This is a genomic window from Streptomyces sp. NPDC006207 (assembly GCF_040613835.1).
GTDB lineage: Bacteria > Actinomycetota > Actinomycetes > Streptomycetales > Streptomycetaceae > Actinacidiphila.
Window position 1 is genome coordinate 1 of record NZ_JBEXSX010000079.1, and the last position, 22,659, is coordinate 22,659.

Consider the following 22,659-nt stretch of genomic DNA (forward strand, 5'->3'; position numbering starts at 1 on the left):
TTTCCCCCCCCCCCCCCCCCCCCTCACCTACTCTTATTCTCTCACCTCCCCCCCCCCCCCGCCCCCCCCCCCCCCGGCGGGGGGGGGGGGGGGGGCGCCCCCCCCCCCCCCCACCCCTGTCAGTCCGCCAAGGGAGCCGTCAGGTTCCCGATCCGCGTGACCGCCCAGCGCACCATGATCACCGTCGCCAGGCCGCCTGCCACGACAGCGGTGACGATCGAGGCGCCCGAGCCGGAATGCAGCGCGGTCAGGAACGGGACGACCAGCATGACCACCGCCGCCAGCGCCCCGGCGCCGTACCAGCCCAGGAACAGCACCGGGCCCATGCTGCCCGTGGGGGACTGGGCCGACGACATCAGCAGATGGTGCTTGGTCGCCCCCCGGCAGGCGTTCACCAGCGAAGCGCCCACCAGCGGCGGCACCAGGGCCGGTGCCAGCAACGCGCGGGCCCCCGCACCCTCCGCAGCCAGCACCCCCGCCGCCACCAGCGCGCCCACCAGCCCCAGCACGACGGGAAGCGCCGTGTGCCGCAGCATCAGGCCCCGGTAGGGATAGGGCGCCCACGACCCGCGCCGCGTGTCGTCGGTCTCCACCCGGGCCGGCTCCATCAGCTGGGTCAGCGACCAGTAGCCGAAGGCCAGTGAGGCCAGCGCCGCCGTCACGCCCGACCCGCCGTGCGCCGAGGCCGCCAACACCGCACCCAGCACGGCAAGCACTCCCAGCACCACGGCCCGGCCCAGACGGCCCGGAGTCCGCAGCAACGCGAGCGTGTCCCGCCACGGCACCGCCAGTTCCGGCCGGCGTGGCGCCGGCAGCCTCCAGCGCGTCGACCGGCCCCCGCCGGTGACTCCGGCCACCGCCTGCCGCGCGGTGCGGAACTCCACCGTGCGCAGCGCGGCCATCACCCCGGTCGCGGTCCGCGAACGCCGCCGTACCGCGGACAACAGCAGCGACCCGGTGAAGCGGTGTGCAGCGACCAGCGCGCCGGCCACCACCACCGCCAGCAGGACGCCCGCGGCCCAGCCGCCCGGCAGCGCGGCCGGCGTGGGGGCCAGCGCGGCCAGCCCGGCCCAGCCCCAGGGCCCGGACCACAGCTCCACCCGTTCCAGTCCCGGCAGCCGGTCACCGCCCACCGCCAGCACGGTCTGCGCCACCAGCGCCAGCACCGCCATGGCGACGTACGGAGTGGCCAGCCGGGCCCAGCGGGCCACCCGCTCGCTGCCCTCCACCGCGGTGGCCAGCGCGGTCGCCAGCAGCGGCAGACCGCTGCCGCCCAGCAGGCACCAGCCGAACGCGGCCGGCAGCCCCACACCGACCGTCAGGCCCAGCGCGACCATGCCGATCGCCGCGACCAGCAGCCCGGCTCCGCCGGCGATCGCGGCCGACCCCCAGAACCACGGCCGCAGCACCCGGGCGACGTCCACCGGCTGGGCCAGCAGCCAGTCCACGGTCTCCCGCGGCGGCACCACCGGCCCGCGCCACTGGGCGTCCCAGGCCGCGACCAGCAGCCATCCCAGCCCCAGCGCGCAGGACCCGGCCGGCAACGCGGCCAGGATCGCCGGTCCGTGACCGGAGTAGTCGGCGCCCATCGACTTCTCGAGGAACAGCCCCAAGCTCGGCAGCCCTCCCCACACCACGAGGAGCAGCACCACGCAGTACACGGTGTAGGCGATCTGGCTGGTCCTCTTGCGGCGGTGCGGGGTGCGGAGGTCGCGGACCAGCCGCAGCGTCTCCCGCGTCCAGTCGTCCTCGTCGGACCAGGCCGCGGAGTGCTCCCCGGCCTCCCCGGTGTCCCCGGTCTCCTCGGCGAGGGTGGTCACCGGGCACCGTCCGGGGTCTCCGCGAGCCAGGTCAGTCCGTCGGTCCCGGTGGCGAGCACCTTGTCCGGGTGGCCGTCGGCCACCACCTTGCCGTCGCTGAGGACCAGCACCTGGTCGGCGACCGCCCGGGCCAGTTCTCCGTGGTGTGTCACCAGCAGCACCGCGACGCCGTCCGCGGTCTCCCTCTTGATCAGGTCGGCCAGCTGCCGCCGCGCGCCGGGGTCCAGTCGCTGTTCCGGCTCGTCCAGCAGGAGCAGGTCGCGCGGCCGGACCATCGCGGAGGCCAGCAGCAGCGACTGGAGCTGCCCGGAGGACAGTGCGCCGGGCAGCGCGTCGGCGTGGTCGGTCAGCTTCCGCTCGGCCAGTACGTGGCCGATCCAGTCGCCGGCGTCCTCCACCCCGTGGGCCACCGCCACCAGCTGCAGATGCTCGCGCACGGTCAGGTCGGGGTAACAGGCCGCGGTGTCGCCGACGACCGCCACCCGGGCCCGGACCGCCGGGTCGTTCTCGTTCATCGGCCTGCCGTCGAACGTCACCGTGCCGGTGCTCGGCTTGTCCCGGCCGGCCGCTATGCGCAGCAGCGTCGATTTGCCGGAGCCGTTGTGGCCGAGCAGCGCCACGCACTTCCCGGACCGCAGTCGCAGGCTCATGGTGGCCAGCGCCGTACGCTTGCCGTAGACCCGGCTGACGCCTTTGAGCTCGAGCAATGGTGGTGCACCCATGTCGCCGGGCCTCTCGTCGAACACGATCGCTGTCCCCGCTCCGGCCTCGGGACGACGGCCCGGAGCGGCCCGGCCATTGTGCATGCTCTGCCCGGGCCGGGGGTGATCGGCCCTGGGTGTCCTTGGTCCACTCCGCGTGCGGGCACCGGCGATTCCGGCCCTGCGCATGTTGCCACCGGCCGCGGGTGGTGGCGCCGTGGGTGACCGGCGATGCACGTCCATGCGGTCCACGTGCCGTGTCTCGGGCCGTGGTGCCGGGCGTTCTCACGTCCGCCCCGAGGCACGTCAGCCGACCACGGCGTCCTCGGTCTCCCAGCGCAGCAGGTCGCCCGGCTGGCATTCCAGCACCTCGCAGAGCGCGGCGAGGGTCGCGAAGCGCACCGCCTTGGCGCGGCCGTTCTTGAGCACCGCCAGGTTGGCGGGCGTGATCCCGACGCGGTCCGCGAGTTCGCCCACGGACATCTTCCGCTTGGCCAGCATCACGTCGATGTCGACGGCGATCGGCATCAGATCACCTCGTCCAGCTCGGCCTGCATCTGCGCCGCTTCGACGTCGCGCGCGACGGCCTGCGCGAGCAGCAACCGCAGCACGTGCACGATGAGCGCGACGCCCAGGATGGCCACGCCGATCCCGCCCATGATGACGGTGACGCCCGGGTCCTCCCGCTGGCCCGGCGCGTTGATGATCGTGACCGCGAACCAGAGGAGGGCAGCCGCCACGATCGCGCCGATCACGGTGTCCACGTACCGGAAGGCGGCATGGGAGAACACGGTTCCGCGGCGCACCATCGTCACCAGCCGCCATACGGCGACCAGGGCGACCTGGACCGTCACCATGCCGAGGATCGTGATCACGCGAAACGAGGTCAGCGGCAACGACCCGTCCTCCGGGTCGTTGCCCGACACCAACACCCACGCCATCCCTGCCTGTACGAACACGGTGCCGGCGAGCACCACCACGAGCACGGCGTGCAGGGCACGAACTGTCAGCTTTCCCACGACTCACCTTCCATCGAGCTACGATGGAAATCTATCGAGTTTCGATAGGTTCAGCAAGGGGCTGCGGCGCTGGACAGGCAAGCGGCCTCGCACCCTGGCGGGACACCCTCGCCCCCCTCCGGCGGAATGACGATTGCGCGAACCGTCCCCATCTTGTCGAAGCCGGGCCCACTTGGGCACAAATCGGACGCCACCCGACTACGCCGAAGCACTGCGCAGCCGCCCACGTCCATACCCCGGCACGGCCGAATACCGCACCCGCCGAGAAGTACACTCGCCGTCGCCCTCCCCTGGCGAACCGCAGTCAATGATGATGTGCGAGCCTTCAACGCAGGCGATCCAGAATGTATTGCCGCAGGGAAGCGGTTGCCCTGCTCTCGGTGCGCGTGATCGACCACGCCAGAAGAATGGGACGGGACGCCGGCGGACTACTGATCGGGATTTCGATCGAGTCGCTCGCGTCCGGCGCGGTGGCCAGGATGCAGACGCCGAATCCGGCCGCGGTCAGGCCGCGTAGCGTGGCGGTGTCGGTGCTCTCGAACACAATGTGCGGGGTGAACCCGGCCAGAGCGCAGAGCTGTTCCGTGGTGGCCCGCAAACCGTATCCGCGGGGCAGGGCAAGGAAGTTTTCCGAAGCGACGTCGGCAAGCGCCACCCGGCTGCACGTGGCCAGCGGGTGCGCCGGGGGAACGACGAGCACGAGCTGCTCAGTGAGCAGCTCCGCGGCGGCGAACTCCGGGGAATCCGGTGCCGGCGAGGTCAGGCACAGATCGATATCACCTTCGCGCAGTGCGTCGTGAAGAAACTCGGATCCTCCTTGATGCAGGGTGATCTTCACTTCAGGGTGACTGCCGCGGTAGGCACGCAGGATTTCAGGTATCAGACGAGACCCCAGACTGTTGAGGAATCCGAGAGCTACCGCACCTCCGTTGCCGTCCAGGTTCTCGGAAAGATCCGCACTGGCCCGATCGAGACCCTCCGAGCATCGCAGCAGCGCTTGCTGGAGGGCTCGGCCGTGGCGGGTCAATCGGACATGTCGCCCGACGCGGGTGATCAGGGGCAACCCGAGCCCGCGTTCCCATCGGACCAGCGCACGGCTGAGGCTGGACTGGGCAACTCCCAGCTCCGCTGCGGCATGTGTGAGGTTCTCGTGACGGGCGATCGCGAGGAATTGGACCAGCGGTGAGGCGAAGACGTCCGCCACGTCGGGCTTCGCGGGACGGGGGTCGGTCACGAAGCCATTATGCGCGGGCGCATCATTGATCGGCAAAACCGCATTGGACGCATCAATGCGACGCTGTCAGGCTCGCAGTCGTGTTCACCCATGCGCGATGCGATCCCGAGTGTCCGGTGCGGACGGACAAACGCGACCCGCGAACCCTGCCCGGCGGACGGCATCCTGCTGCCGCACATGTGCGGGTCACCTCTGGTCCGGTCGGCGCCGATGCGGTGGCCCCCATGCCGGCTTCACGGCGATGACATGGTGGCATGCGGTGATCATCTTGATCGCCGGAATCTGGGCCGGCGCCATCAATTCGGTGGTCGGTTCGGGCACCCTCGTGACATTCCCGGTTCTGGTGGCGCTCGGCTACCCGCCGCTGACCGCGACCACCTCGAACGCGATCGGGGTGGCGCCGGGTTCCGTCAGCGGCGCGATCGGATATCGCCACGAGCTGAAGGGGTTCGGGCCGCAGTTGGCCCGGCTCTCGGTCGCCTCGTTCTTCGGCGCGATATGCGGCACGGTCCTGCTGCTGTCACTGCCGCCGAACGCGTTCGAGTCGTTCCTGCCGCTGCTCGTCGGGCTCGCCGTAGTACTGGTGGCCGTCCAGCCCAAGGTCTCCCGGTGGATCGCGAGACGCCGGGCGGCCGACGGCGTCGAGGACGCGGACCATCCCGGCATCACCCCGCTGCTGCTGTTTCTCACCTTTCTGATCGGTGTCTACGGGGGGTATTTCACCGCCGCACAAGGCGTGTTGATGATGGGGGTGATGGGCATGATGCTGTCCGAACCTCTGCAGCGGCTCAACGGCGTGAGAAACGTCCTGTCCGCCTTGGTGAACGTCGTCGCCGGAACGATTTACGCCTTCGCGGCGCCGGTCAACTGGTCCGTTGTCGCCCTCCTCGCGGTCGGCTCGACCCTCGGTGGGCAGCTCGGCGCCAAGATCGGACTCAAGCTGAAGCCCGCCGTGCTCCGCGGCGTGATTGTCGCGGTCGGTGTCGGCGCGATGGTCCATCTGGTGACGAAGTAGGGAAGCTTTCCGCCGCGTTCAGGACATGCCGTTTCGGTACGCCGCACACGCCGGCCCGGGGACATGCCGGAGGTGGGAGGGGACGTCTCCTTCGTCCGGTCCCCTCTGCCCAGCGGCCGCCGCGGTCCTCCACCGGGCTCAGCCCGCGCGGGGCCGTCCGGACGACTCGGGCGCGAGGTCGGCGAGCAGGGTGTCCAGCACGGCCTCCTCCACGCGGACGCCGTGCTCGGCCAGGGCTTCGGCGAGTGACGGATCCCACGGGGAGGCCGCGCGAATGCCGGCCAGGGGCACCGCGCTGTCGCGCGGGCTGCAGCTCCTGGTGCCCACGAATGGCAGACCTGTCCGACAACGTGGCACGCCTGTCGCCTCCGTGTATCGTCCGGGCCATGGAGGACCAGGCAGGACGCTGGCGGGAGTTGAACAAGGCGTACTGGGACGAGCGCGTGCCGGTTCATCTGGGCGCGGCCTTCTACGACATGGAGGGCTTCCGCGCCCGGCCCGATTCGCTGAAGGACTTCGAGACAGCGGAAGTGGGGGACGTCAGGGGCAAGCGCCTGATCCATCTGCAGTGCCACTTCGGCCGCGACACGCTGTCGTGGGCGGCACGAGGAGCGCGGGTAACCGGGGTGGACTTCTCCCCGCCCGCGATCGAGGCGGCGTCGCGCCTCGCGGACGAACTCGGCATCGACGCGCGCTTCCTGACCGCGGACGTCTATGACGCGGTCCCGGCGGTCGAGGGGGCGGCCTTCGACATCGTCTACGCCAGCTTCGGGGCGCTGAACTGGCTTCCCGACATCGGCCGCTGGGCTTCGGTGGCGGCGGAACTGCTCGCGCCCGGCGGGTTCCTGTACCTCGCGGAGTTCCATCCGTTCAGCTACGTCCTGGACGACGAGACCGGCAGCACGGTCACGCACGACTACTTCGACGAGGGTCCGGAGGCCTCGGGAGGCCCGGGTACCTACGCCGACGAGTCGGCGGCGACCGAGAACGACGAGACGGTCGAGTGGCGGCACAGTCTGTCGACCGTTGTCTCGGCGATCGCCGGAGCGGGGTTGCGGATCCGGTTCCTCCACGAGCACGACCACACCTTCTACCTCCAACGGCAGTCGCTCGAGCGCCACGACGGCGACATCTACCGGCACCCTGCGGGCGCTCCACGTATCCCGCTCACCTATTCGATCCGCGCGGACAAGGCGTGACCTGCCGCCCGACGCACAGGTGCGTCGGGCGGCAGAAGCGTCCGGCGGGGAGTCCCTGGGCGGTCAGGTGGCCCAGATCTGGAACTCCGAGATCTGTCCGGCCGGCCAGCCGGTGTTGGCGCCGATGTTCAGGCGGAAGTAGCGCTGGGTGGTGGCGGGGAAGGTGATCGTGACGGTGTTGTGGGTCGCCGGGTCGAAGGTGTAGGCCGCCGAGGCCTTGACGGTGGCGAGGTTGGTGCCGTCGGTGCCGCCCAGCACGGACAGGGTCTGGGTCCGTGCGCCCCAGCCCGCGGGCAGTTGCAGCACGATCCTGGACGCGCTGCGCGCCGACCCGAGGTCGACCTGCACCCACTGCGGGAACGCGTTGTTGGCGCTCTCCCAGTAGGTGGACTGGGAGCCGTCGGTCACGTTCGACGAGGGGTAGACATCGGTGTGGCTCGACTCGGTCGTCGGCCGTCCCGCGGCCAGGTTGACGCCTTCGCCGCCGGTTCCGGTGCCCGACAGCGCGATGGTGGTCGGGCTGTTGACCGCGTTGCTGTAGACGGTGACCGTACCCGTGCGGGTGCCGGAGGCCGTCGGGGTGAAGGTGACGCTGATCGTGCAGGAGGCTCCGGCGGCGATGGACGAGCCGCAGGTGTTGGTCTGTGCGAAGTCACCGCCGACGGTGATCGAGGAGATCGAGGCGGCGACGGCACCGGAGTTGGTGACGGTGACGGACTGCGCGGCGCTGGTGGTGTTCAGCGCCTGGCCGCCGAAGGTGAGCGAGGCGGGGGACGCCGAGAGGCTGGCCGGCGGTGGGCTGCCCCCCGCCGTGAAGGTGAGGGAGTTGAGGTTCCAGCCGCCGGTGTCCTGGTTGAGGGTGAGGATCTGGCGGCCCGCGGGCAGGGTGACCCGGGCGGTGACGGTGGCCCAGGTCTGCCAGCCGCCGGTGGCGGGTACGTCGACGGCGCCGGTGAGGTTGGCGCCGGAGGCGTTGGACAGGTGCAGCGCGCCGGTCACCGCCGCGGGGGCCGCGACACGCAGTCCCACCGTGTACGTTCCGGCCGTGGCGACGTCGACGGTGTAGCGGAACCACTGTCCGCCGCTGGTCCAGCCGAGGTTGTGGCCGCCGCCGGTGTCCGAGGTGGCCTCGAGGTCGACGCCGTCGGCACGGTAGCCGTTGGCGTTGCCGTTGACGCTGGTGACGTTGTAGGCGACGCCCTGGCCGCCGGTGTCGTAGTTCTCCGCCTGGACGGTGCCGGGGACCGACGCGGGGGTGCCGCCGTAGGGTCCTTCGGGCGCCGGGGGCTCCCAGGTGTTGCCGTTCAGCGTGGCGGTGAAGCCGCCGGAGTTGTTGACGAAGGCCGTGGCTCCGGAGCGCAGGCCGGTGACGGTGTTGCCGGTGATGGCGGCGGAGCCGGTGGGCGCGGGGTAGAACGGGGGCGAGATCGCGATGCCGTTGCGGCCGGGGGTGGTGACGGTGTTGTTCTGCAGCAGGGTGTCGGTCGAGGTGGAGAAGCCGATCCCGTCGTAGAGCGAGTCCACGACGGTGTTGCCGGTGGCGGTGACGTTGTCGACGATGCCGGTGTTCTGCCCGTCGCCGCCGTTGCCGATGTGGAGGGCGGGCTGACCTTGGCTGTAGGCGTTCCCGCCGGAGCGGACGACGGTGTTGTCGGAGACCGTCGCGGACAGCAGGTCGCTGCCGTTGACACCGAACCGGCCGGCGCCCAGGCCGATGTAGCGGGCGGTGTCGCTGATGTAGTTGCCGCTCACGTGGTGGCCGCTGCCGCCGTAGATCCCGATGCCCTTGCCGCCCCAAGGTGCGATCGAGGTGTTGCCGCTCACGGTGACGTTCGTCATCGGCTGGTAGAACGTCTGGGAGCCGTCGCCGTTGGTGTTGTAGTGCACGGAGTTGATGGCGATGGCGTCGTCCCCGGTGCCGCGGACGAAGTTGTTCGTGACGGTGAGGTTGTTGCCGGTGTCGGCGCCGAGTGACACGTTGTTGACGTTGATGCCGTCCGCCCAGATCGCCGTCAGCCTGCTGTCGCGGACGGTGCCGCCGGTGCCCGAGGCCCAGAAGCCGGACATGGTGTGCTGGGTCCAGATGCCGTCGGCGACCCAGTTGGTGCCGGTGGTGTCCATCGCGCCGCCGTCGCCGCCGATGGTGCTGCGGCTGACGGCGTTGGCGTCGACGTGGAAGTTCTCCACCGTGCACGAGGTCAGGTTGAACAGCGCCGCGAGCGGGGTGCTGTTGGGGACCGGCACGTCGCGGTAGATCGTGCTGTACCACAGGCCCGCGCCCGCGATGCGGATCCCCTGCGCGGTCAGGCCGGTGGTGCCCTTCACGTAGAAGGTGCCCTGCGGGATCCAGAGGGTCTTGCCCTGCGACTGGGCCTGGTTGATGCAGCTCTGGATCGCGGCCCGGCTGTCGACGGACTGGGGGGCGGCCGCGCCGTTGGTCGGGGTGTCGTCCGGGACGGCACCGCAGCTGGTGATGGAGATCGAGTTCGCCGGCTGGGCGAGCGGCGCCGGGGGGTTCTCCACGTCGACGGAGTCCACGTCGTAGAAGGCCGCGCTGTTGGCGGCGTCCTTCCGGAGCGAGAAGGTGGCGCCCGCCGGGATCGGGGCGCCGGTGACGAAGGCGTGCGACTCGTCCCAGAAGACCCTCGGACTGCCGTCGGCCGGGTTCTGGTTGTCACTGGTGTTGTAGTTGTTGTTGCCCTCGTAGACCCAGGTCTGCCGGGAGTTGAGGTTGAGGGCCTGCCGGAAGACCCCGTTGACGTACAGGTTCAGCGTAGCGGTCGTGCCGCCGCCGGAGGCGGAGTCGGGGATGCTGGCGCGGACGTTGAGGAAGCTGATGGGCGCCCCGGTGGTGTTCGTCCACTGGACGGAGTGCCCGGTGCCGCTCAGGTGTACGTAGGCGTGGCCGGACGCTTCGAGGGCGGCGCTGGAGTACTGCGTCGCGGGCGGCGCCGTCAGGGACACGGTGGTGGCGCCCCCGCCCGTCGTGCCGGCCTCGGCCTCGTGGATCCGGAACGGCGTCGTGGCGCCGGCCGCGGCGGCGGCGTCCGAGGCCTCGGCTGCCGGGGCGCGGTGGACCGCGGCGCCCGCCGGCACGGCCGACGCGCATAACGTGCCGACCGCCGCGAGCGCGATCGTCGCCAACCTGCGCGCCGCGTGGCGGCCGCCACGGGAAGGTCTGGGGATCGCCCGCATCTGAGGCTCCTTCAGCAACGTGGAGAACCGGCGCCCCGAACGTACAGATCACCACCAGACCCCGCAAGGTTCTGAACACGCCAAGCAAATTCTCGGCACATCCATGGAAAATTGACACCACGACAGACATCCGGGCAGCTCGCGCCCCTTGGGGATCTCGCCGGGGAAGCACGCGGGCACTTTCTTCACGCCTTTTTTCACGCCTTGACAGAACACCGACAGGCTGTTTCGATCTGCTCGCGCATCCGGAGCGAACCCCTGTCAAAACCCGGGCCGCGCGGGATCGGGACCCCGCACGACCCGGCACCCCCTCAGGAAGGAAGGCACCGTGAGACGTTCCCTCATCGGGGCAGCCGCAGCTCTCACCTTGGTCGTTCTCGCCGGCACGGAGTCAGCGGCCCCGGCCGCCGTACCGCACCACAGCTCCTCCGTAACGGGCACCTACTCCACAGGGGCCGCCCACGCGTGGCAGTCGTTACCGCGCGCGGGCTCCGGCAGCACAAGCACCCCCACCGATGCGACCGTCGTCGTCGATCCCAGCAGCACCCGCCAGAAGTACTCGGGCATCGGGTTCTCCCTCGACGAGACCAGCGTCTCCAACCTGTGGAAGCTCACCCCCGCCAAGCGCGAGGAGGCCGTCCGGCTGCTCGTCGACCCGAAGACCGGGGCCGGCCTGAACCGCTTCCGCCTCACGATCGGCAGCCCCGACCTCATCGAGCACCTGCCCTTCTGGTCGGAGGACGACCTCCCCGCCGGGGTCACGGACGACTTCCAGCTGAAGTACTTCTCCATCCAGCGCGACATCGACCTGCACATCGTCGACACCATCAAGCTGATCCAGCGCTACAATCCCAAGGCCACCTTCTTCGCGTCCGCGTGGAGCGCCCCGGCGTGGATGAAGACCAACAACCGCTTCACCGGCGAGGTCGCGCTCAAGCCCGGAAGCACGACCGACTACTACCAGGTCGGCAAACTGCGGGACGACTGCATCGACGTCTTCGCCCGCTACTACGTCAAGTTCGTCCAGGCGTACGCCCGGCACGGCATCAGCGTCGACGCCCTGACCCTGCTGAACGAGCCCGGCATGGACGTGGTCTACCCGGCCATGGACATCAGCGTCGCCCAGCAGCAGAAGCTCGCCATCGCGATCAAGAAGGCCCTGCACAAGGCCGGACTGAACACGGGACTGTACGTCCACGACTTCAACTTCTGGGACTGGCGCGACCCGAACAGCACCGCGACCAAGAACTACTACCGCATCTTCAACGACGCCCCCGACGGGTCCGTGACCGGCAAGCAGGTCCTGAACGCCACGGACGCCGTGGCCTTCCACCCCTACTGGGGCGACCCGAAGGTCATGCGCGACGCGTTCGAGCAGACCGGCAAGCCGGTCCACATGACCGAGACCAGCGACCTGTCCGCGGCCACGATCCTGAACTACTTCCGGCTCGACGCGAGCTCCTACGTCATGTGGGCGCAGACCACCGATCAGGACGGTGGCACGCTGCACTGGACGCCCGCACGGGACAACAACATCGACTGGGAGGAAGTCGCCGCAACGACCAAGTGGCCCGACCGCCTGGTCAAGGTGAACACCACGAGCAGGGACTTCACCGTCCGCGACGAGCTCTACACCATGGGACAGTTCGCCAAATACCTCACACCCGGGGACGTACGCCTGGAGTCGAGCACCACGGAGGGCGGCGTGAGCAACGTCGTCTACCGGCACGGCGCCGACAAGTTCGTCGCGGTCCTCGGCAACGCCAACAGCACCGACACCACGGTGCGGGTCGTTCTCGCCAACAAGTCGTTCTTGGTGAAGGTCCCGGCGAACTCGTACGCCACCTACCGGTGGCAGCAGCGCATACCCCGACCCCCGCACAACAGGGCGCCCGTGCTGGCCCCCGTGCCCGACGTGGTGGCCGACCAGTACAGCACGGTGCAGGTCCCGCTCAAGGCGACCGACCGCGACGGCGACCGGCTCGCCTTCTACGCCACCGACCTCCCGGACGGCGTCACCGTCAGCCCCACCACGGGAACGGTGACCCTCAACCCGACCGTGGCCGGCGAGAACGACGTGACGGTGGTCGTCACCGACGGCACGGCGCACGCCCAGGTCACCCTGCACGTGACGGTGCGCCCGCACAGCGCGCCGGTCGGGGTGCGGGTCGAAGCGGAGTCCTACGCCGCCCAGCACGGCTGGACGGCCGGCGGGGCCAACTTCATCGAGACCAACCCCGCCGCCAGCGGCGGCGCGAACGTCGGCTGGACCGCCCCCGGCAACTGGCTCGACTACGCCGTCGACGTCCCGAACGCCGGCACGTACGACCTGGAACTCCGCGTCGCCACCGGCACCGGCGCCCCCGTCCCGGACGCGCTGACCTTCCGCGACGCCACCGGCACCCCCCTGGCCACGGTGACCGTCCCGGACACGGGCGGCTGGGCCGCCTACCAGTCCGTGCACGTACCGGTCAGCCTCGTCGCGGGCGACCAGACGGTCAGGCTCTTCTGCGAGACCGGCGGCTTCAACATCGACTACCTCCGCCTGTCGTAGCGCCCCCGGCAGCCCGCCGCCACTCCCCGGCTACCGGCGGGGATGACGGCGGGCCGCCACCGGACATCGCGGCGCCGGCGGGGGCGTGGCTACACCTGGCAGATGAATGCTCCCCGACCCCTCAGCCTCCTGCCTGTGGCTTCACGTGGGCGGGAGGCTCAGGGGCGTGCTCGGCCCAGCGGTCGAAGTACTGGGACTCCGCTTCCTTGTCTCCCTCGGCCACCTGCCATTCGCGGACTACGGCGGGAAGCAACCGGCGCGGCCCCGATGACACCGCTGGTGGTGTTGCTGTTGCACCGCGCCGGGGGGCGGCGGTGCAGCAATCCAGCCTGTCTGGGTCGACCGAGTGGAGAAGAACCTCGACCGGCCGTCGATCCCACCGGTCACAAGCCCGAATGGCTAGGGTGCGATCGGGTACCCGGGCGGCAGTCGCCCGCCGGGCCTGCCCGGAATGGAGCGCATCGTGACATCCTCATCCCTGGTCCGAAACGGGATCCGGATCGCACCCCTCCTGCTGGCGGCTCTGGGTACCGGTGTCGCCGTCGCCGGATGCTCCCACTCCGGCAATATTGCGGATGCGGGCACCACGACACGGGCCGAGGCGGCCGCACCCGGCAGCCCGTTGCTCGCCCAGGTCGCCGAGCAGATCTCTCTGCCGGCGCGGACCTGGACGGCGTCGGGTACCCACACGGCCAAGGGATATACGACCGCGGCGGCCGAGACCACCAGCGTCAAGGGTATGAAGGCCGACTGCGACAACATCAATCTCAACAAGAAGCTGGCCGCCAACTTCCGCGACGACGTGTTCGGTCATGGCATGAAGGGGTTCTTCTACAGATGCCAGGGGGTTGGCCCGGACACCAACAAGTACTGGTTCACTATCAGTTCTGCGGACCAGGCCCAGATCGGCAAGCTCTGCGATCCGACCACCAAGTACCCGATCGTCTACGACAAGCAGCACGATACTTACTGGATCGACGACCCGTTCACGTGCACCAGCCAGGTCGGCCCTTCGTAGGACTTCGATCGCGGCTCGCCGCAGCAAGGGCCGCTACAAGATCACGGACCGGCGGCGCCGTCGAGGAGTACCACCGTGCAGCCGTCGAGCCGCTCCCAGCCCCGCGCGATCTCCGACTGCGGCACCTCCCCGTCCTCACGCTCGCAACGATTCTCATCACGCGCTCCAGAAGGCAAGGCCCAGGTCGGGAGATGGGTTCCCGACCTGGGTCTTGTGCCGTCCAGAGCAATACAGCCGTCCGTATCCGTCCGCGGCGTCCTCGTCGTTCCTCGCTGTCAGCCGGTTACGACGCTTGAGGCTGCTCGGCCTTCCCGTTCACCGCGTCTGGCGGCGCGGTGAACGGACCAACCTGCCCTGGCGAGCACTGGCCATCAGGCCACGCAACGGGCGAAGACCTGCACAGTGCCGGAGGTCTTCGCCTCGTTCTGGAACGTGATCTGCCACTGGGTGGCGCTCATCGGACGGTTGTCCGTCACGTCGATGCTGGCGGAGGACACCTTCCAGCCACCGCTGACGGCATTGGTGCCCGCAGGGCAGGTGACAGTGACGATCTTGCTTTGGTTGGCTCCAATCGACCCGACCGGACTGTTCACGGTGTCGGGGGACGCGGCGGTCACTTCCACAGCCAGCGCAGGGGACGCCAGGCTAAGAGCCAGCGCGGGGGCGGCGACCAGGGCGAGGAGCTTGGTGCGGGTCATGGTTCGACCTCCTTGAGTGGCTCATGCATTCGCGACGAATCGAACGCACGACCACCAGACTGAGCGGGGCGGAAGGGAACCGCCATTCGATGCCCCCATTGGAGTGATGCAATGCGCACCATTGTTTATTGAGCGTGGTCGAGTGGGATTAGCGACCGCCGAAGGCTCCACACATCGGTGCAGGCCGCGAAGCCCGCGGCTTCGACAACGACCCCAGGATGGGGATCGAAGTGGCCGTCCATGAGAACGCGCAGTTCGACCAACTGGCGACCCTCGCGCCGTACAGCATCCGTACAGAGGGATGGAGCCGAGGCGCCGCGGTGTACAGCGCCGGGCCTATGAGGCGAAGTACCCCAAGGTCGCCAGGGTGGCCGTTGGCTGTGTTCGCTGCGGTTCGCCCAGCTCGAAGGAGGAGCATTGGCGGGCGCTAGATCACGCGCGAGACGACGTGTACGCAGGGATGCGCTGCCGGCCGGAATGCGGCTGGGAAGAGGGTGGCGAGATCCCGTGGGTAGTCGGGTCTCACTGTCAGTCGCCCGGGGGGTCACGTCCGGCGCCGAGCCGCTCCCTGATGACGAGGAATTCGCCGTCGTCCAGCCCAGAACGTCGGGGCAGTTGTTGTAGCCGGTCGACCCGCGCTCGGCGGGCGTCGATCCGATACGGCACAGGGGACTCCTTGCAGTGACAGGATCGGTGCTATGGGCACCGAGACGGATTGGGTGTACCGGGTCTTCGAGCCGCACGGCTCGGAGGGATGGCGCCCTTATGGCAGGGCTTCCGAGCGGTGGCGGGGCACGATCACCGCAGATGATTCGAGCGAGGGCCCCCGATACGCCATCGCCCTCGTCGTCGCCGACCTGATGACCGAGTGGAAGGTGCGCGGCCTTTCCAGCGCGAGGCACGTGCGCGTCCTCCTCTGGCGTGACGAGGAGGGCGACCAGGCGGACGCGGACATCATCGTGGAGGTCCGGCCGGACATCCACGGTGAGTGACCGGCGAGTGTCCGATTCACCCGCAGCCGAGTATGCGCCCGGTTCAGCGACCTCTGCCGGGTGGTGAGCTCCTTGCGGGGCGGGCGTCTGGTCGGTACGGCAAAGGTGCCGCCCGCGCCCAGGTAGGCCAGATCTGCCGAGGCGGGGATGCCGAGGCGGACGCAGGTGGTCACGATGCGATGGGTGCGGGCCGCGGTCAGACCGTGGGTGCGTCCGGGCAGAGCGCGAGAGATCCACGCGATCTTCCCTTACGGGTCGGTGATGACCTGGAGATTCACGCCGGTGGCGGCGGTGCTTGCCGGAGTAGTCAGCGCGGCTGTCACCGGCCCGGTCGCACTCGGCGAGGGTTCCGTCCGTCCACCAGCACATACTCCGCATCGGCTGCACGCGGGGCATGGGCCAAGCCGGGAGCACGGCGGGCAAGGAGACTGGTGACGGATCGGACATAGGCGTGGGCGGTGCCGACGCTGATCCGGAAGCCGGCAGCGATCTGCGCGAGGGTTTCGTGCTTGCGCAGGTACACCAGCACGACCAGGGCCCGCTGTGAGGGCCGGAGCTTGCAGCGGCGCCGCAGGGCGAGCCGGGTGTCGCAGTCGAAGGTGATCGCGTGGAGCTTCCTGCAGAATTTACCGAAAACCTATTGACTCGCTACATATGTTGTGCATCGTGGTTTATAGGCCATAACACCGAAAGAGTTGCAAAGTCGATGAGGACGTCTAGTCGGCGGAGTGACTTGGACAGGATGTGGTTCAGGCCCCCGGCAAGCCGGCGCGATACCGAGGCGACAGTGACGACTGAAGCTTCAGGACACGCGCAGATCTACCGGGGACTGTTTTACCCTCGGAGCCTTCGCACGGGCCGAGCGCCAGTGCGAAGGCTCTGGCACGTCCACTCTCCCAGCGGAATCGAAGAGCAGCAGACGTAGCCCTTTCCTGCAGGCGAAACCTGTTCATTGGACGTCTGCCTACTCGATCAAGGCGCTCCCGCCACGCACAGCGGCGGCGCGCGGCCCGAGACCTCGGGCCGCCGCTCCTCATGGGGACGTAAGCGGCGGGCATGGCCGGCCCACGGTGAGCCGTATCCGCTCCTGAGGCACCGACCTCTTAAGACAGAGCCGGGCCCGTGCGCCGGTCGTCCCCGGCATTCGCCGGGGACGCGTGGCCTGGCGGGGCCCGGGCTACGCTCCTGATGGGTGGGCTTGATTCGCTTCGACGGACATCCGAGATCAGGGTTGAGCCCCCGGAAGGATGTCCATCCCTCCAAATGCCACTGCGGCCTGACGAACCTGCTCACGGCGGTCGCGTGGCCTGCCGGAAGCAGGCCAAATTCGCTCCACGCTCCGGCAACGTCCGCTGGCGGTCTCTTGCGTCGTTGACCTTGAGGGGGAGCCGGTAGCCCTGCGCGTCCAGCCAGCCGCAGCGGGCGGCCGGGGTCCGGGCGACCGCCTTCGGGAACGCGACCGGGACGCAGACGTCCGGGGTGCCGTAGCGGGGGTCGCAGCCGGAGACGCTGGCCTTCACCGGTGCTGAGGTCCGCTTCCTGCCCGGTTTCAGGGGTTCGTTCGCGAGGTCCCGGGCGAAGTCGTGGATGTGCAGGGACGGGGTGTCCGCGTCGGCCTGGGTGGTGGAGCGCAGCGCCGACCCGGTCCCGGAGGAGTCCAGGTGGACCCATTTCGCGACCGAGGGCACGCCGTTGGCGTCGGCGGTGAAGAGCATGTACCAGCCGGGCGGGGCGAGGTTGGGGTCGGTGGTGACGTTGAGGTCGATGGTGTCGGCGTTGACGGTCAGTGGCAGGTCGACGAGGCGCGGGTTGGGCTCGGAGGAGTGGGTGACGGCTGCGGGGCGGATCAGTTGCCCCGGAGCAATCGCGCTTCCTCGTGGCACGGCTCTGCGACATGCTGTCGAACGCGCTGCGGGTCGCTGAGTCGCGCGGCATGCGTCTGACAACCGGAGACGCCGATGAGTGGGCGCGAAGCGCCGCTGATGACCCTGCGCGTATCGCGCGACGGCGGGCAGGCACGGGGCCCCCGCTTCCACAGCAGGGACAATCCGAAGCCCTTTCAGTCTTCCGTGTGGCCACCGTGCGAGTGCCGACGATGCATGCCGGGGCTGCGCCGCTCATAGCGCTTTGCCCGGACGCAGTGGGGGCCCGTAGCGGCCTGCGGATTCCTCAATACAGCTAGCGGCTCGGACAATGCTGCGGGGCCGGTCCGCCTCACATCGTCCACACGTCTGGCCCGCCGCCACGCCCTCTGAAGGGGCGCCCGCCCGATCCCCAAACTTTTTGCGCGACGGACCTGCCCTCCGGCCGCGTAGAGCAGACAACGGATTCATGCACGGAGGGGACTGCACGATGACAGTGCGTGCGCTCATTGGAACACTGAGGGGTGCCAGGGGTACGGCGATCGCGGCGGCGGCGATTGCCGTGCTGACCGCGTCACAAGCGCCAGGGGCGGTCACGGCCGAAGCCGAAGAGCCCGCACGGAAGGCGGCACCCGCCGAGCACGGCCTCAGCGTTTCCGGCGACACCCCGTACCGCACCGGACTTCCACCGCTGCGGACGCGGAAGAAGGGCATGGCACAGGGAGCGACTGGCGGCAATGTGCCTGCGAGTGTGTTCGCCGCGTACCGGCGTGCCGAGGAGGATCTGGCGCGTACCGCGCCGCGCTGCCACCTGCGTTGGCAGTTGTTGGCCGCGATTGGCCAGGTTGAGTCAGGGCAGGCACGGGGCGGCTGGGTGACTCGGGACGGTACCACCGTGACGCCCATCCTCGGCCCGCGGCTGACCGGCGGCGCCTTCGCTGTCGTGGCGGATACCGACGGCGGCGCGTACGACGGGGACGCGGTGTACGACCGCGCGGTCGGTCCGATGCAGTTCATCCCGTCCACCTGGGCCCGCTGGGGAGCGGACGGTAACGGCGACGGACGGACGGATCCGAACAATGTTTACGACGCGGCGCTCGCAGCCGGCCGCTACCTGTGCGCGGGCGACCGGGACCTGTCGAACCCGGCCGACCTGGACCGGGCGATACTGGGCTACAACCACTCGGACGCCTATCTGCGCGCCGTCAAGGCGTGGTACGTGTACTACCTGACCGGACACCGCGTGGTGCCGGACGCGTCCGACGGATCCCGGCCGGTCCGGCCGAAGCCGTCCGGCCCGAAGAGGCAGAAGCTTTCGCCGCCGAAGCCGTCGGACGACCGGAAGCCGAACACTGGTCCTTCGCGCATGCCGTCGACGTCGCCCACCGCACCCTCCCCCAGGCCTTCCCTCGCGACCGGGGACCCGAAGGCGTCCGCGACGCCGCTGGTTCCCGTCCCCGAACTGACCCTCTCGCTGCCCGGGGGCGGCGTGCTGCCTGAGGTTGGCCGCTGACCACTGGCTAGGGCCGGAATGCGATGGGTGTCCGCCTCTCCACAACTGCCACTACTCGGCGGTAATCTCGCCACGTCGGAAGCATGTACCGGCGGGTGAGTGCGAAGGGGCGGGCCCTCATGGCGACGGATATGCCTGCGGACACAGCGGCCGCCGACGAGCGCTGGCAGCGCCTGTGGAGCCATCGTGAGCAGTTGCTCAAGGTGGCCCGGCGGCGATCGGTGAGCCGGGAGGACGCCGAGGACGCCGTTCATGAGGCGATGTTGCGAGCCGCGGAGCGCCCGGACCTCGACGACGAGCGGCTCGGCGCCTGGTTGACGACGGTAACGATGCGGCTGTGCGTTGACCGGCACCGGCAGGTCAACCGCGAGGCCGAGGTGGGCAGCCGCCCCGCACTCATGACACCGGGCCCGGTACCCGTCGAGGAGGCGGTGTGCGACCGGGCCGAGGCGAAGTGGCTGGCGGTGCGCAGCGGCGAATTGCCCGCCCGGCAGGCGGAGGCGCTTCGGCTGAGGTCCGAGGACCTGGACGTGAACCAGGTCGCGGTGCGGATGGGGCTCAGCTACCGGACCGTCGAGTCGCTGCTGGCCCGGGCCCGGCGGACTTTGCGTGCCTCGTTGGCCGGAACGCTCGGGCTGGTGCTGTTCCTGGTCGGGCGCGGACGGTTGCGCGGGGGCGGCAATGCGCAGGCGGTCGCGTTCACTACGACGGCGGCAACCCTGGTGGTGGCGGGGTTCGTGCTGCCGTACGCGCTCGACGCGGGCGGAAACGGGAGTGGTCCGGCGCCGCGGCCGGCCGTGTCCAGCGACCCGCGGCTCCTGCACGGCGAGGTCACGGGCCGGGGGCGCGCCCCCGCAACACCCACCCCGTCGTCGCCGGCGCACGGGCCTTGGGGCCGGACGCCCTCACCCACCGGGGGAACGTTTCTGCCGGTGCCGGTGCCGGTGCCATCCCTGGCGGACGTGTCCGCGTTTCCGCCTTCGGCGCCGCAGGTCCCTCAGGTTCCCGAGGTTCCGAAGGTGCCGGGGCTGCCGACGGCCGTGACGGGCCTGCCGACCGTCGTGCCGGGTCTGCCGACGGGGTCGGTCGCCTCGTCGCTCCCGTCGCTCCCGTCGCTCCCCCCGACCTCGGTCGTACCTCCGCTGTCTGTCTCCAGCCCGGGGACGCCTTCGCTCACGTCGTCGCCGAAGCTGCCGTAGCGCCCCGCACACACGTCCGCAAAAAAATTCTTGGTTCGCCGCGACGGACGCACCTCTCTTCCCCGTAGAGCAGTTGTCGGAACTGCTCCACGGCCGAAGGATGGAACCGGATGGGTGTCGAGATCTGTGTGGAAGGGCTGACCAAGTCCTTCGGCCACCAGGTCATCTGGCAGGACGTCTCGCTGACGCTGCCTGCCGGGGAGGTCTCTGTGATGCTCGGCCCCTCGGGGACGGGCAAGTCGGTGTTCCTCAAGACGCTCGTGGGGCTGCTGAAGCCGGAGCGGGGATCGGTGAAGGTCGCGGGCCGGGACATCACCCGCCTGCGCGAGCGCGACCTGTACGAGGTGCGGAAGCTGTTCGGCGTGCTGTTCCAGGACGGCGCGCTGTTCGGCTCGATGAACCTCTACGACAACATCGCCTTTCCCCTGCGCGAGCACACCCGCACGTCCGAGAGCGAGATCAAGCGGATCGTTCTCGAAAAGATGGACATGGTCGGGTTGATCGGCGCTGAGGGGAAGCTGCCCGGCGAGATCTCCGGCGGCATGCGCAAGCGGGCCGGGCTCGCCCGTGCCCTGGTCCTCGACCCGGAGATCATCCTGTTCGACGAACCGGACTCGGGCCTGGACCCGGTCCGCGTGGCTTACCTCAATCAGCTCATCGTCGACCTCAACGCACAGATCGACGCGACCTTCCTCATCGTCACCCACGACATCGCCTCGGCCCGTCAGGTGCCGGACAACATCGGGCTGCTGTTCCGGCGCGAGCTGGTGATGTTCGGGCCCCGCGAGGAGCTGCTGGCCAGTGACGAGCCCGTCGTACGGCAGTTCCTGAACGGCCGGATGCAGGGGCCGATCGGCATGGCGGAGGAGAAGGACGCGGCCCAGGTCGAGCAGGAGCTGGCCCAGATCGATGAGGGTGTTCGGGCCGATGTGCTGACCCCGCGCCTGCTGCCCAGCCCCGGCATCACCCGCCCGCCCCGCTGGGATGCGATCGCGAGGCGCGAGGCCAAGCTGCACGAGAGGGGGGTGAGGGGCACATGAGACTCTCCCCGACGGGTGTGCTGCGGCACTCGGGCAGCCTCTTCGCGATGGCGCTGGACGTCGTCCGGTCCCTGCCCCGACGGCCCTTCCAGGCGCGGGAGTTCATTCAGCAGGCTTGGTTCGTCGCGAGCGTCACGATCCTGCCGACGGCTTTGGTTTCGATTCCGTTCGGGGCGGTCATCGCGCTGCAGATCGGGAGTCTGACCCGGCAGTTGGGCGCGCAGTCCTTCTCTGGTGCTGCGTCCGTGCTCGCCGTGCTGCGGGAGGCATCGCCGATCGTCACCGCGCTGCTGATCGCGGGCGCGGGCGGCACGGCGATCTGCGCGGACCTCGGGGCGCGCAAGATCCGGGACGAGATCGACGCGATGCAGGTGCTCGGCATCGACCCGATCCACCGGCTCGTCGTACCGCGGGTGCTGGCGTCGATGGTGGTAGCCGTACTGCTCAACGGCCTCGTCTCGGTGGTTGGTGTTGCGGGCGGCTACTTCTTCAACGTCGTTCTCCAACACGGCACGCCCGGCGCATACCTGGCGTCCTTCACCACCCTCGCTCAGCTACCTGACCTGTGGGCGGCGGAGATCAAGGCGCTGGTGTTCGGGGCCATCGCTGCGATCGTCGCCTCGTACAAGGGGCTGACGGCGCAGGGCGGGCCGAAGGGCGTGGGCGATGCCGTCAACCAGTCCGTGGTGATCACTTTCATGTTGCTGTTCGTGACCAACTTCGTGATGACGGCCGTGTACTTCCAAGTCGTCCCGCAGAGGGGTTAGCCGATGAGACCGCAAAACCTCCTCGATCGCCCCTTGCGCTCGCTCGAAGAGCTGGGTGCCCAGCTGTCCTTTTACGGGCGCTCCTTGGCTTGGACGGGCCGCACCCTGCGACGCTACAAGAAGGAGGTCCTGCGGCTCCTTGCCGAGGTGAGCTTCGGGCGCGGCGCGCTCGCCGTCGTCGGCGGCACGGTCGGTGTGATCGCGTTCCTTTCCTTCTTCACCGGCACCGAGGTCGGCCTTCAGGGCTATGCGGCCCTCAACCAGCTCGGCACTTCGAACTTCGTGGCGTTCTTGTCGGCGTACTTCAACACTCGGGAGATCGCCCCGCTGGTGGCCGGACTCGCCCTGTCCGCGACGGTCGGGGCGGGGTTCACCGCGCAGCTGGGTGCGATGCGGATCAGCGAGGAGACCGACGCGCTGGAGGTGATGGGCGTGCCGTCGCTGCCGTTCCTTGTGACGACGCGGATGATCGCCGGCTTCGTCGCGGTGATCCCGCTGTACGTGATCGGGCTGCTGTCCTCGTACCTGGCCGCCCGCACCATCACCACTGGCTACTACGGGCAGTCGACCGGCACGTATGACCACTACTTCCACCAGTACCTGCCGCCCGTCGATGTGTTCTGGTCCTTCGGCAAGGTGATCGTCTTTGCTCTGCTGATCATCCTGGTGCACTGCTACTACGGCTACCACGCGAGTGGCGGACCGGCCGGTGTCGGCGTCGCGGTGGGCCGGGCGGTGCGGACCTCGATCGTCGCCATCAACGTCCTGGACTTCTTCCTGAGCCTGGCGATCTGGGGCGCCAACACGACGGTACGGGTGGCGGGGTGAGAGCG

General features: G+C 69.5%; 19 protein-coding genes and 1 pseudogene. 10 read left to right on the plus strand and 10 right to left on the minus strand.

Annotated elements, in window-relative coordinates; all coding sequences use genetic code 11:
- Nucleotides 1-119: 119 nt before the first annotated feature.
- The 5 genes from ABZ312_RS39340 to ABZ312_RS39360 form a co-directional block, all read right to left on the minus strand.
- A complete protein-coding gene (locus tag ABZ312_RS39340; RefSeq protein ID WP_500439789.1) occupies nucleotides 120-1,820 on the minus strand; it encodes a hypothetical protein in 1,701 nt (566 codons plus the stop codon).
- On the minus strand, nucleotides 1,817-2,542 hold the full coding sequence (locus ABZ312_RS39345) for an ABC transporter ATP-binding protein (protein ID WP_500439812.1): 726 nt from the start codon (nucleotides 2,540-2,542) through the stop codon (nucleotides 1,817-1,819). Before ABZ312_RS39345 ends, ABZ312_RS39340 begins: the two co-directional genes overlap by 4 nt.
- A 285-nt stretch (nucleotides 2,543-2,827) precedes the next feature.
- Nucleotides 2,828-3,049 carry a helix-turn-helix domain-containing protein gene (locus tag ABZ312_RS39350; protein WP_499515056.1) on the minus strand — a complete coding sequence of 74 codons (222 nt, stop codon included), beginning with the start codon at nucleotides 3,047-3,049 and terminating at the stop codon, nucleotides 2,828-2,830.
- Complete coding sequence (locus ABZ312_RS39355; RefSeq protein WP_499515055.1) at nucleotides 3,049-3,540, minus strand: DUF2975 domain-containing protein; 492 nt, start codon at nucleotides 3,538-3,540, stop codon at nucleotides 3,049-3,051. Before ABZ312_RS39355 ends, ABZ312_RS39350 begins: the two co-directional genes overlap by 1 nt.
- 325 nt (nucleotides 3,541-3,865) lie before the next feature.
- On the minus strand, nucleotides 3,866-4,774 hold the full coding sequence (locus ABZ312_RS39360) for a LysR family transcriptional regulator (protein WP_500439790.1): 909 nt from the start codon (nucleotides 4,772-4,774) through the stop codon (nucleotides 3,866-3,868).
- A 241-nt stretch (nucleotides 4,775-5,015) separates the two neighbouring features.
- Here ABZ312_RS39360 and ABZ312_RS39365 point away from each other — a divergent pair, with 241 nt between their 5' ends.
- Nucleotides 5,016-5,789: a sulfite exporter TauE/SafE family protein gene (locus tag ABZ312_RS39365; RefSeq protein ID WP_500439791.1), complete on the plus strand. Its 774-nt coding sequence runs from the start codon at nucleotides 5,016-5,018 to the stop codon at nucleotides 5,787-5,789.
- Nucleotides 5,790-5,927: 138 nt separating this feature from the next.
- On the opposite strand, the gene ABZ312_RS39370 is transcribed toward ABZ312_RS39365, so the two are convergent.
- Nucleotides 5,928-6,116 carry a DUF2399 domain-containing protein gene (locus ABZ312_RS39370; RefSeq protein WP_499515049.1) on the minus strand — a complete coding sequence of 63 codons (189 nt, stop codon included), beginning with the start codon at nucleotides 6,114-6,116 and terminating at the stop codon, nucleotides 5,928-5,930.
- 59 nt (nucleotides 6,117-6,175) lie between these two features.
- Here ABZ312_RS39370 and ABZ312_RS39375 point away from each other — a divergent pair, with 59 nt between their 5' ends.
- Nucleotides 6,176-6,988, plus strand: a complete 813-nt coding sequence (locus tag ABZ312_RS39375; protein WP_499515048.1) for a class I SAM-dependent methyltransferase — start codon at nucleotides 6,176-6,178, stop codon at nucleotides 6,986-6,988.
- Nucleotides 6,989-7,051: 63 nt separating this feature from the next.
- On the opposite strand, the gene ABZ312_RS39380 is transcribed toward ABZ312_RS39375, so the two are convergent.
- Nucleotides 7,052-10,183, minus strand: coding sequence for a carbohydrate-binding protein (locus ABZ312_RS39380; protein WP_500439792.1), 3,132 nt, complete (start codon nucleotides 10,181-10,183; stop codon nucleotides 7,052-7,054).
- A gap of 328 nt (nucleotides 10,184-10,511) precedes the next feature.
- On the opposite strand from ABZ312_RS39380, the gene ABZ312_RS39385 reads away from it, so the two are divergent.
- Together ABZ312_RS39385 and ABZ312_RS39390 are read left to right on the plus strand one after the other, a co-directional pair.
- Nucleotides 10,512-12,737: a carbohydrate-binding protein gene (locus tag ABZ312_RS39385; protein ID WP_500439793.1), complete on the plus strand. Its 2,226-nt coding sequence runs from the start codon at nucleotides 10,512-10,514 to the stop codon at nucleotides 12,735-12,737.
- A gap of 451 nt (nucleotides 12,738-13,188) precedes the next feature.
- Nucleotides 13,189-13,755: a hypothetical protein gene (locus ABZ312_RS39390; RefSeq protein ID WP_500439794.1), complete on the plus strand. Its 567-nt coding sequence runs from the start codon at nucleotides 13,189-13,191 to the stop codon at nucleotides 13,753-13,755.
- Between the two features lie 371 nt (nucleotides 13,756-14,126).
- Here the strand turns inward: ABZ312_RS39390 and ABZ312_RS39395 are convergent, their stop codons facing one another.
- Complete coding sequence (locus tag ABZ312_RS39395; protein ID WP_499515044.1) at nucleotides 14,127-14,453, minus strand: hypothetical protein; 327 nt, start codon at nucleotides 14,451-14,453, stop codon at nucleotides 14,127-14,129.
- Nucleotides 14,454-15,151: 698 nt separating this feature from the next.
- Here ABZ312_RS39395 and ABZ312_RS39400 point away from each other — a divergent pair.
- On the plus strand, nucleotides 15,152-15,445 hold the full coding sequence (locus ABZ312_RS39400; RefSeq protein WP_500439795.1) for a hypothetical protein: 294 nt from the start codon (nucleotides 15,152-15,154) through the stop codon (nucleotides 15,443-15,445).
- Here ABZ312_RS39400 and ABZ312_RS39405 read toward each other — a convergent pair.
- Together ABZ312_RS39405 and ABZ312_RS39410 are read right to left on the minus strand one after the other, a co-directional pair.
- Nucleotides 15,331-16,013, minus strand: a pseudogene (locus ABZ312_RS39405) (transposase); the annotation flags it as partial. The gene ABZ312_RS39400 and the pseudogene ABZ312_RS39405 overlap by 115 nt on opposite strands.
- 721 nt (nucleotides 16,014-16,734) lie before the next feature.
- A complete protein-coding gene (locus ABZ312_RS39410) occupies nucleotides 16,735-17,328 on the minus strand; it encodes a galactose oxidase early set domain-containing protein (RefSeq protein WP_500439796.1) in 594 nt (197 codons plus the stop codon).
- A 469-nt stretch (nucleotides 17,329-17,797) separates the two neighbouring features.
- On the opposite strand from ABZ312_RS39410, the gene ABZ312_RS39415 reads away from it, so the two are divergent.
- The 5 genes from ABZ312_RS39415 to ABZ312_RS39435 all read left to right on the plus strand — a co-directional run bounded on the left by ABZ312_RS39415 (nucleotide 17,798) and on the right by ABZ312_RS39435 (nucleotide 22,654).
- Complete coding sequence (locus ABZ312_RS39415) at nucleotides 17,798-18,820, plus strand: lytic transglycosylase domain-containing protein (RefSeq protein WP_500439797.1); 1,023 nt, start codon at nucleotides 17,798-17,800, stop codon at nucleotides 18,818-18,820.
- 83 nt (nucleotides 18,821-18,903) lie between these two features.
- Nucleotides 18,904-20,019, plus strand: a complete 1,116-nt coding sequence (locus tag ABZ312_RS39420) for an RNA polymerase sigma factor (protein WP_500439798.1) — start codon at nucleotides 18,904-18,906, stop codon at nucleotides 20,017-20,019.
- 110 nt (nucleotides 20,020-20,129) lie between these two features.
- Complete coding sequence (locus tag ABZ312_RS39425) at nucleotides 20,130-21,059, plus strand: ABC transporter ATP-binding protein (RefSeq protein ID WP_500329981.1); 930 nt, start codon at nucleotides 20,130-20,132, stop codon at nucleotides 21,057-21,059.
- Nucleotides 21,056-21,826 carry an MlaE family ABC transporter permease gene (locus ABZ312_RS39430; protein ID WP_500329982.1) on the plus strand — a complete coding sequence of 257 codons (771 nt, stop codon included), beginning with the start codon at nucleotides 21,056-21,058 and terminating at the stop codon, nucleotides 21,824-21,826. Before ABZ312_RS39425 ends, ABZ312_RS39430 begins: the two co-directional genes overlap by 4 nt.
- Nucleotides 21,827-21,829: 3 nt before the next feature.
- Nucleotides 21,830-22,654, plus strand: a complete 825-nt coding sequence (locus ABZ312_RS39435; RefSeq protein ID WP_386993463.1) for an MlaE family ABC transporter permease — start codon at nucleotides 21,830-21,832, stop codon at nucleotides 22,652-22,654.
- The last annotated feature ends 5 nt before the right edge of the window (nucleotides 22,655-22,659 follow it).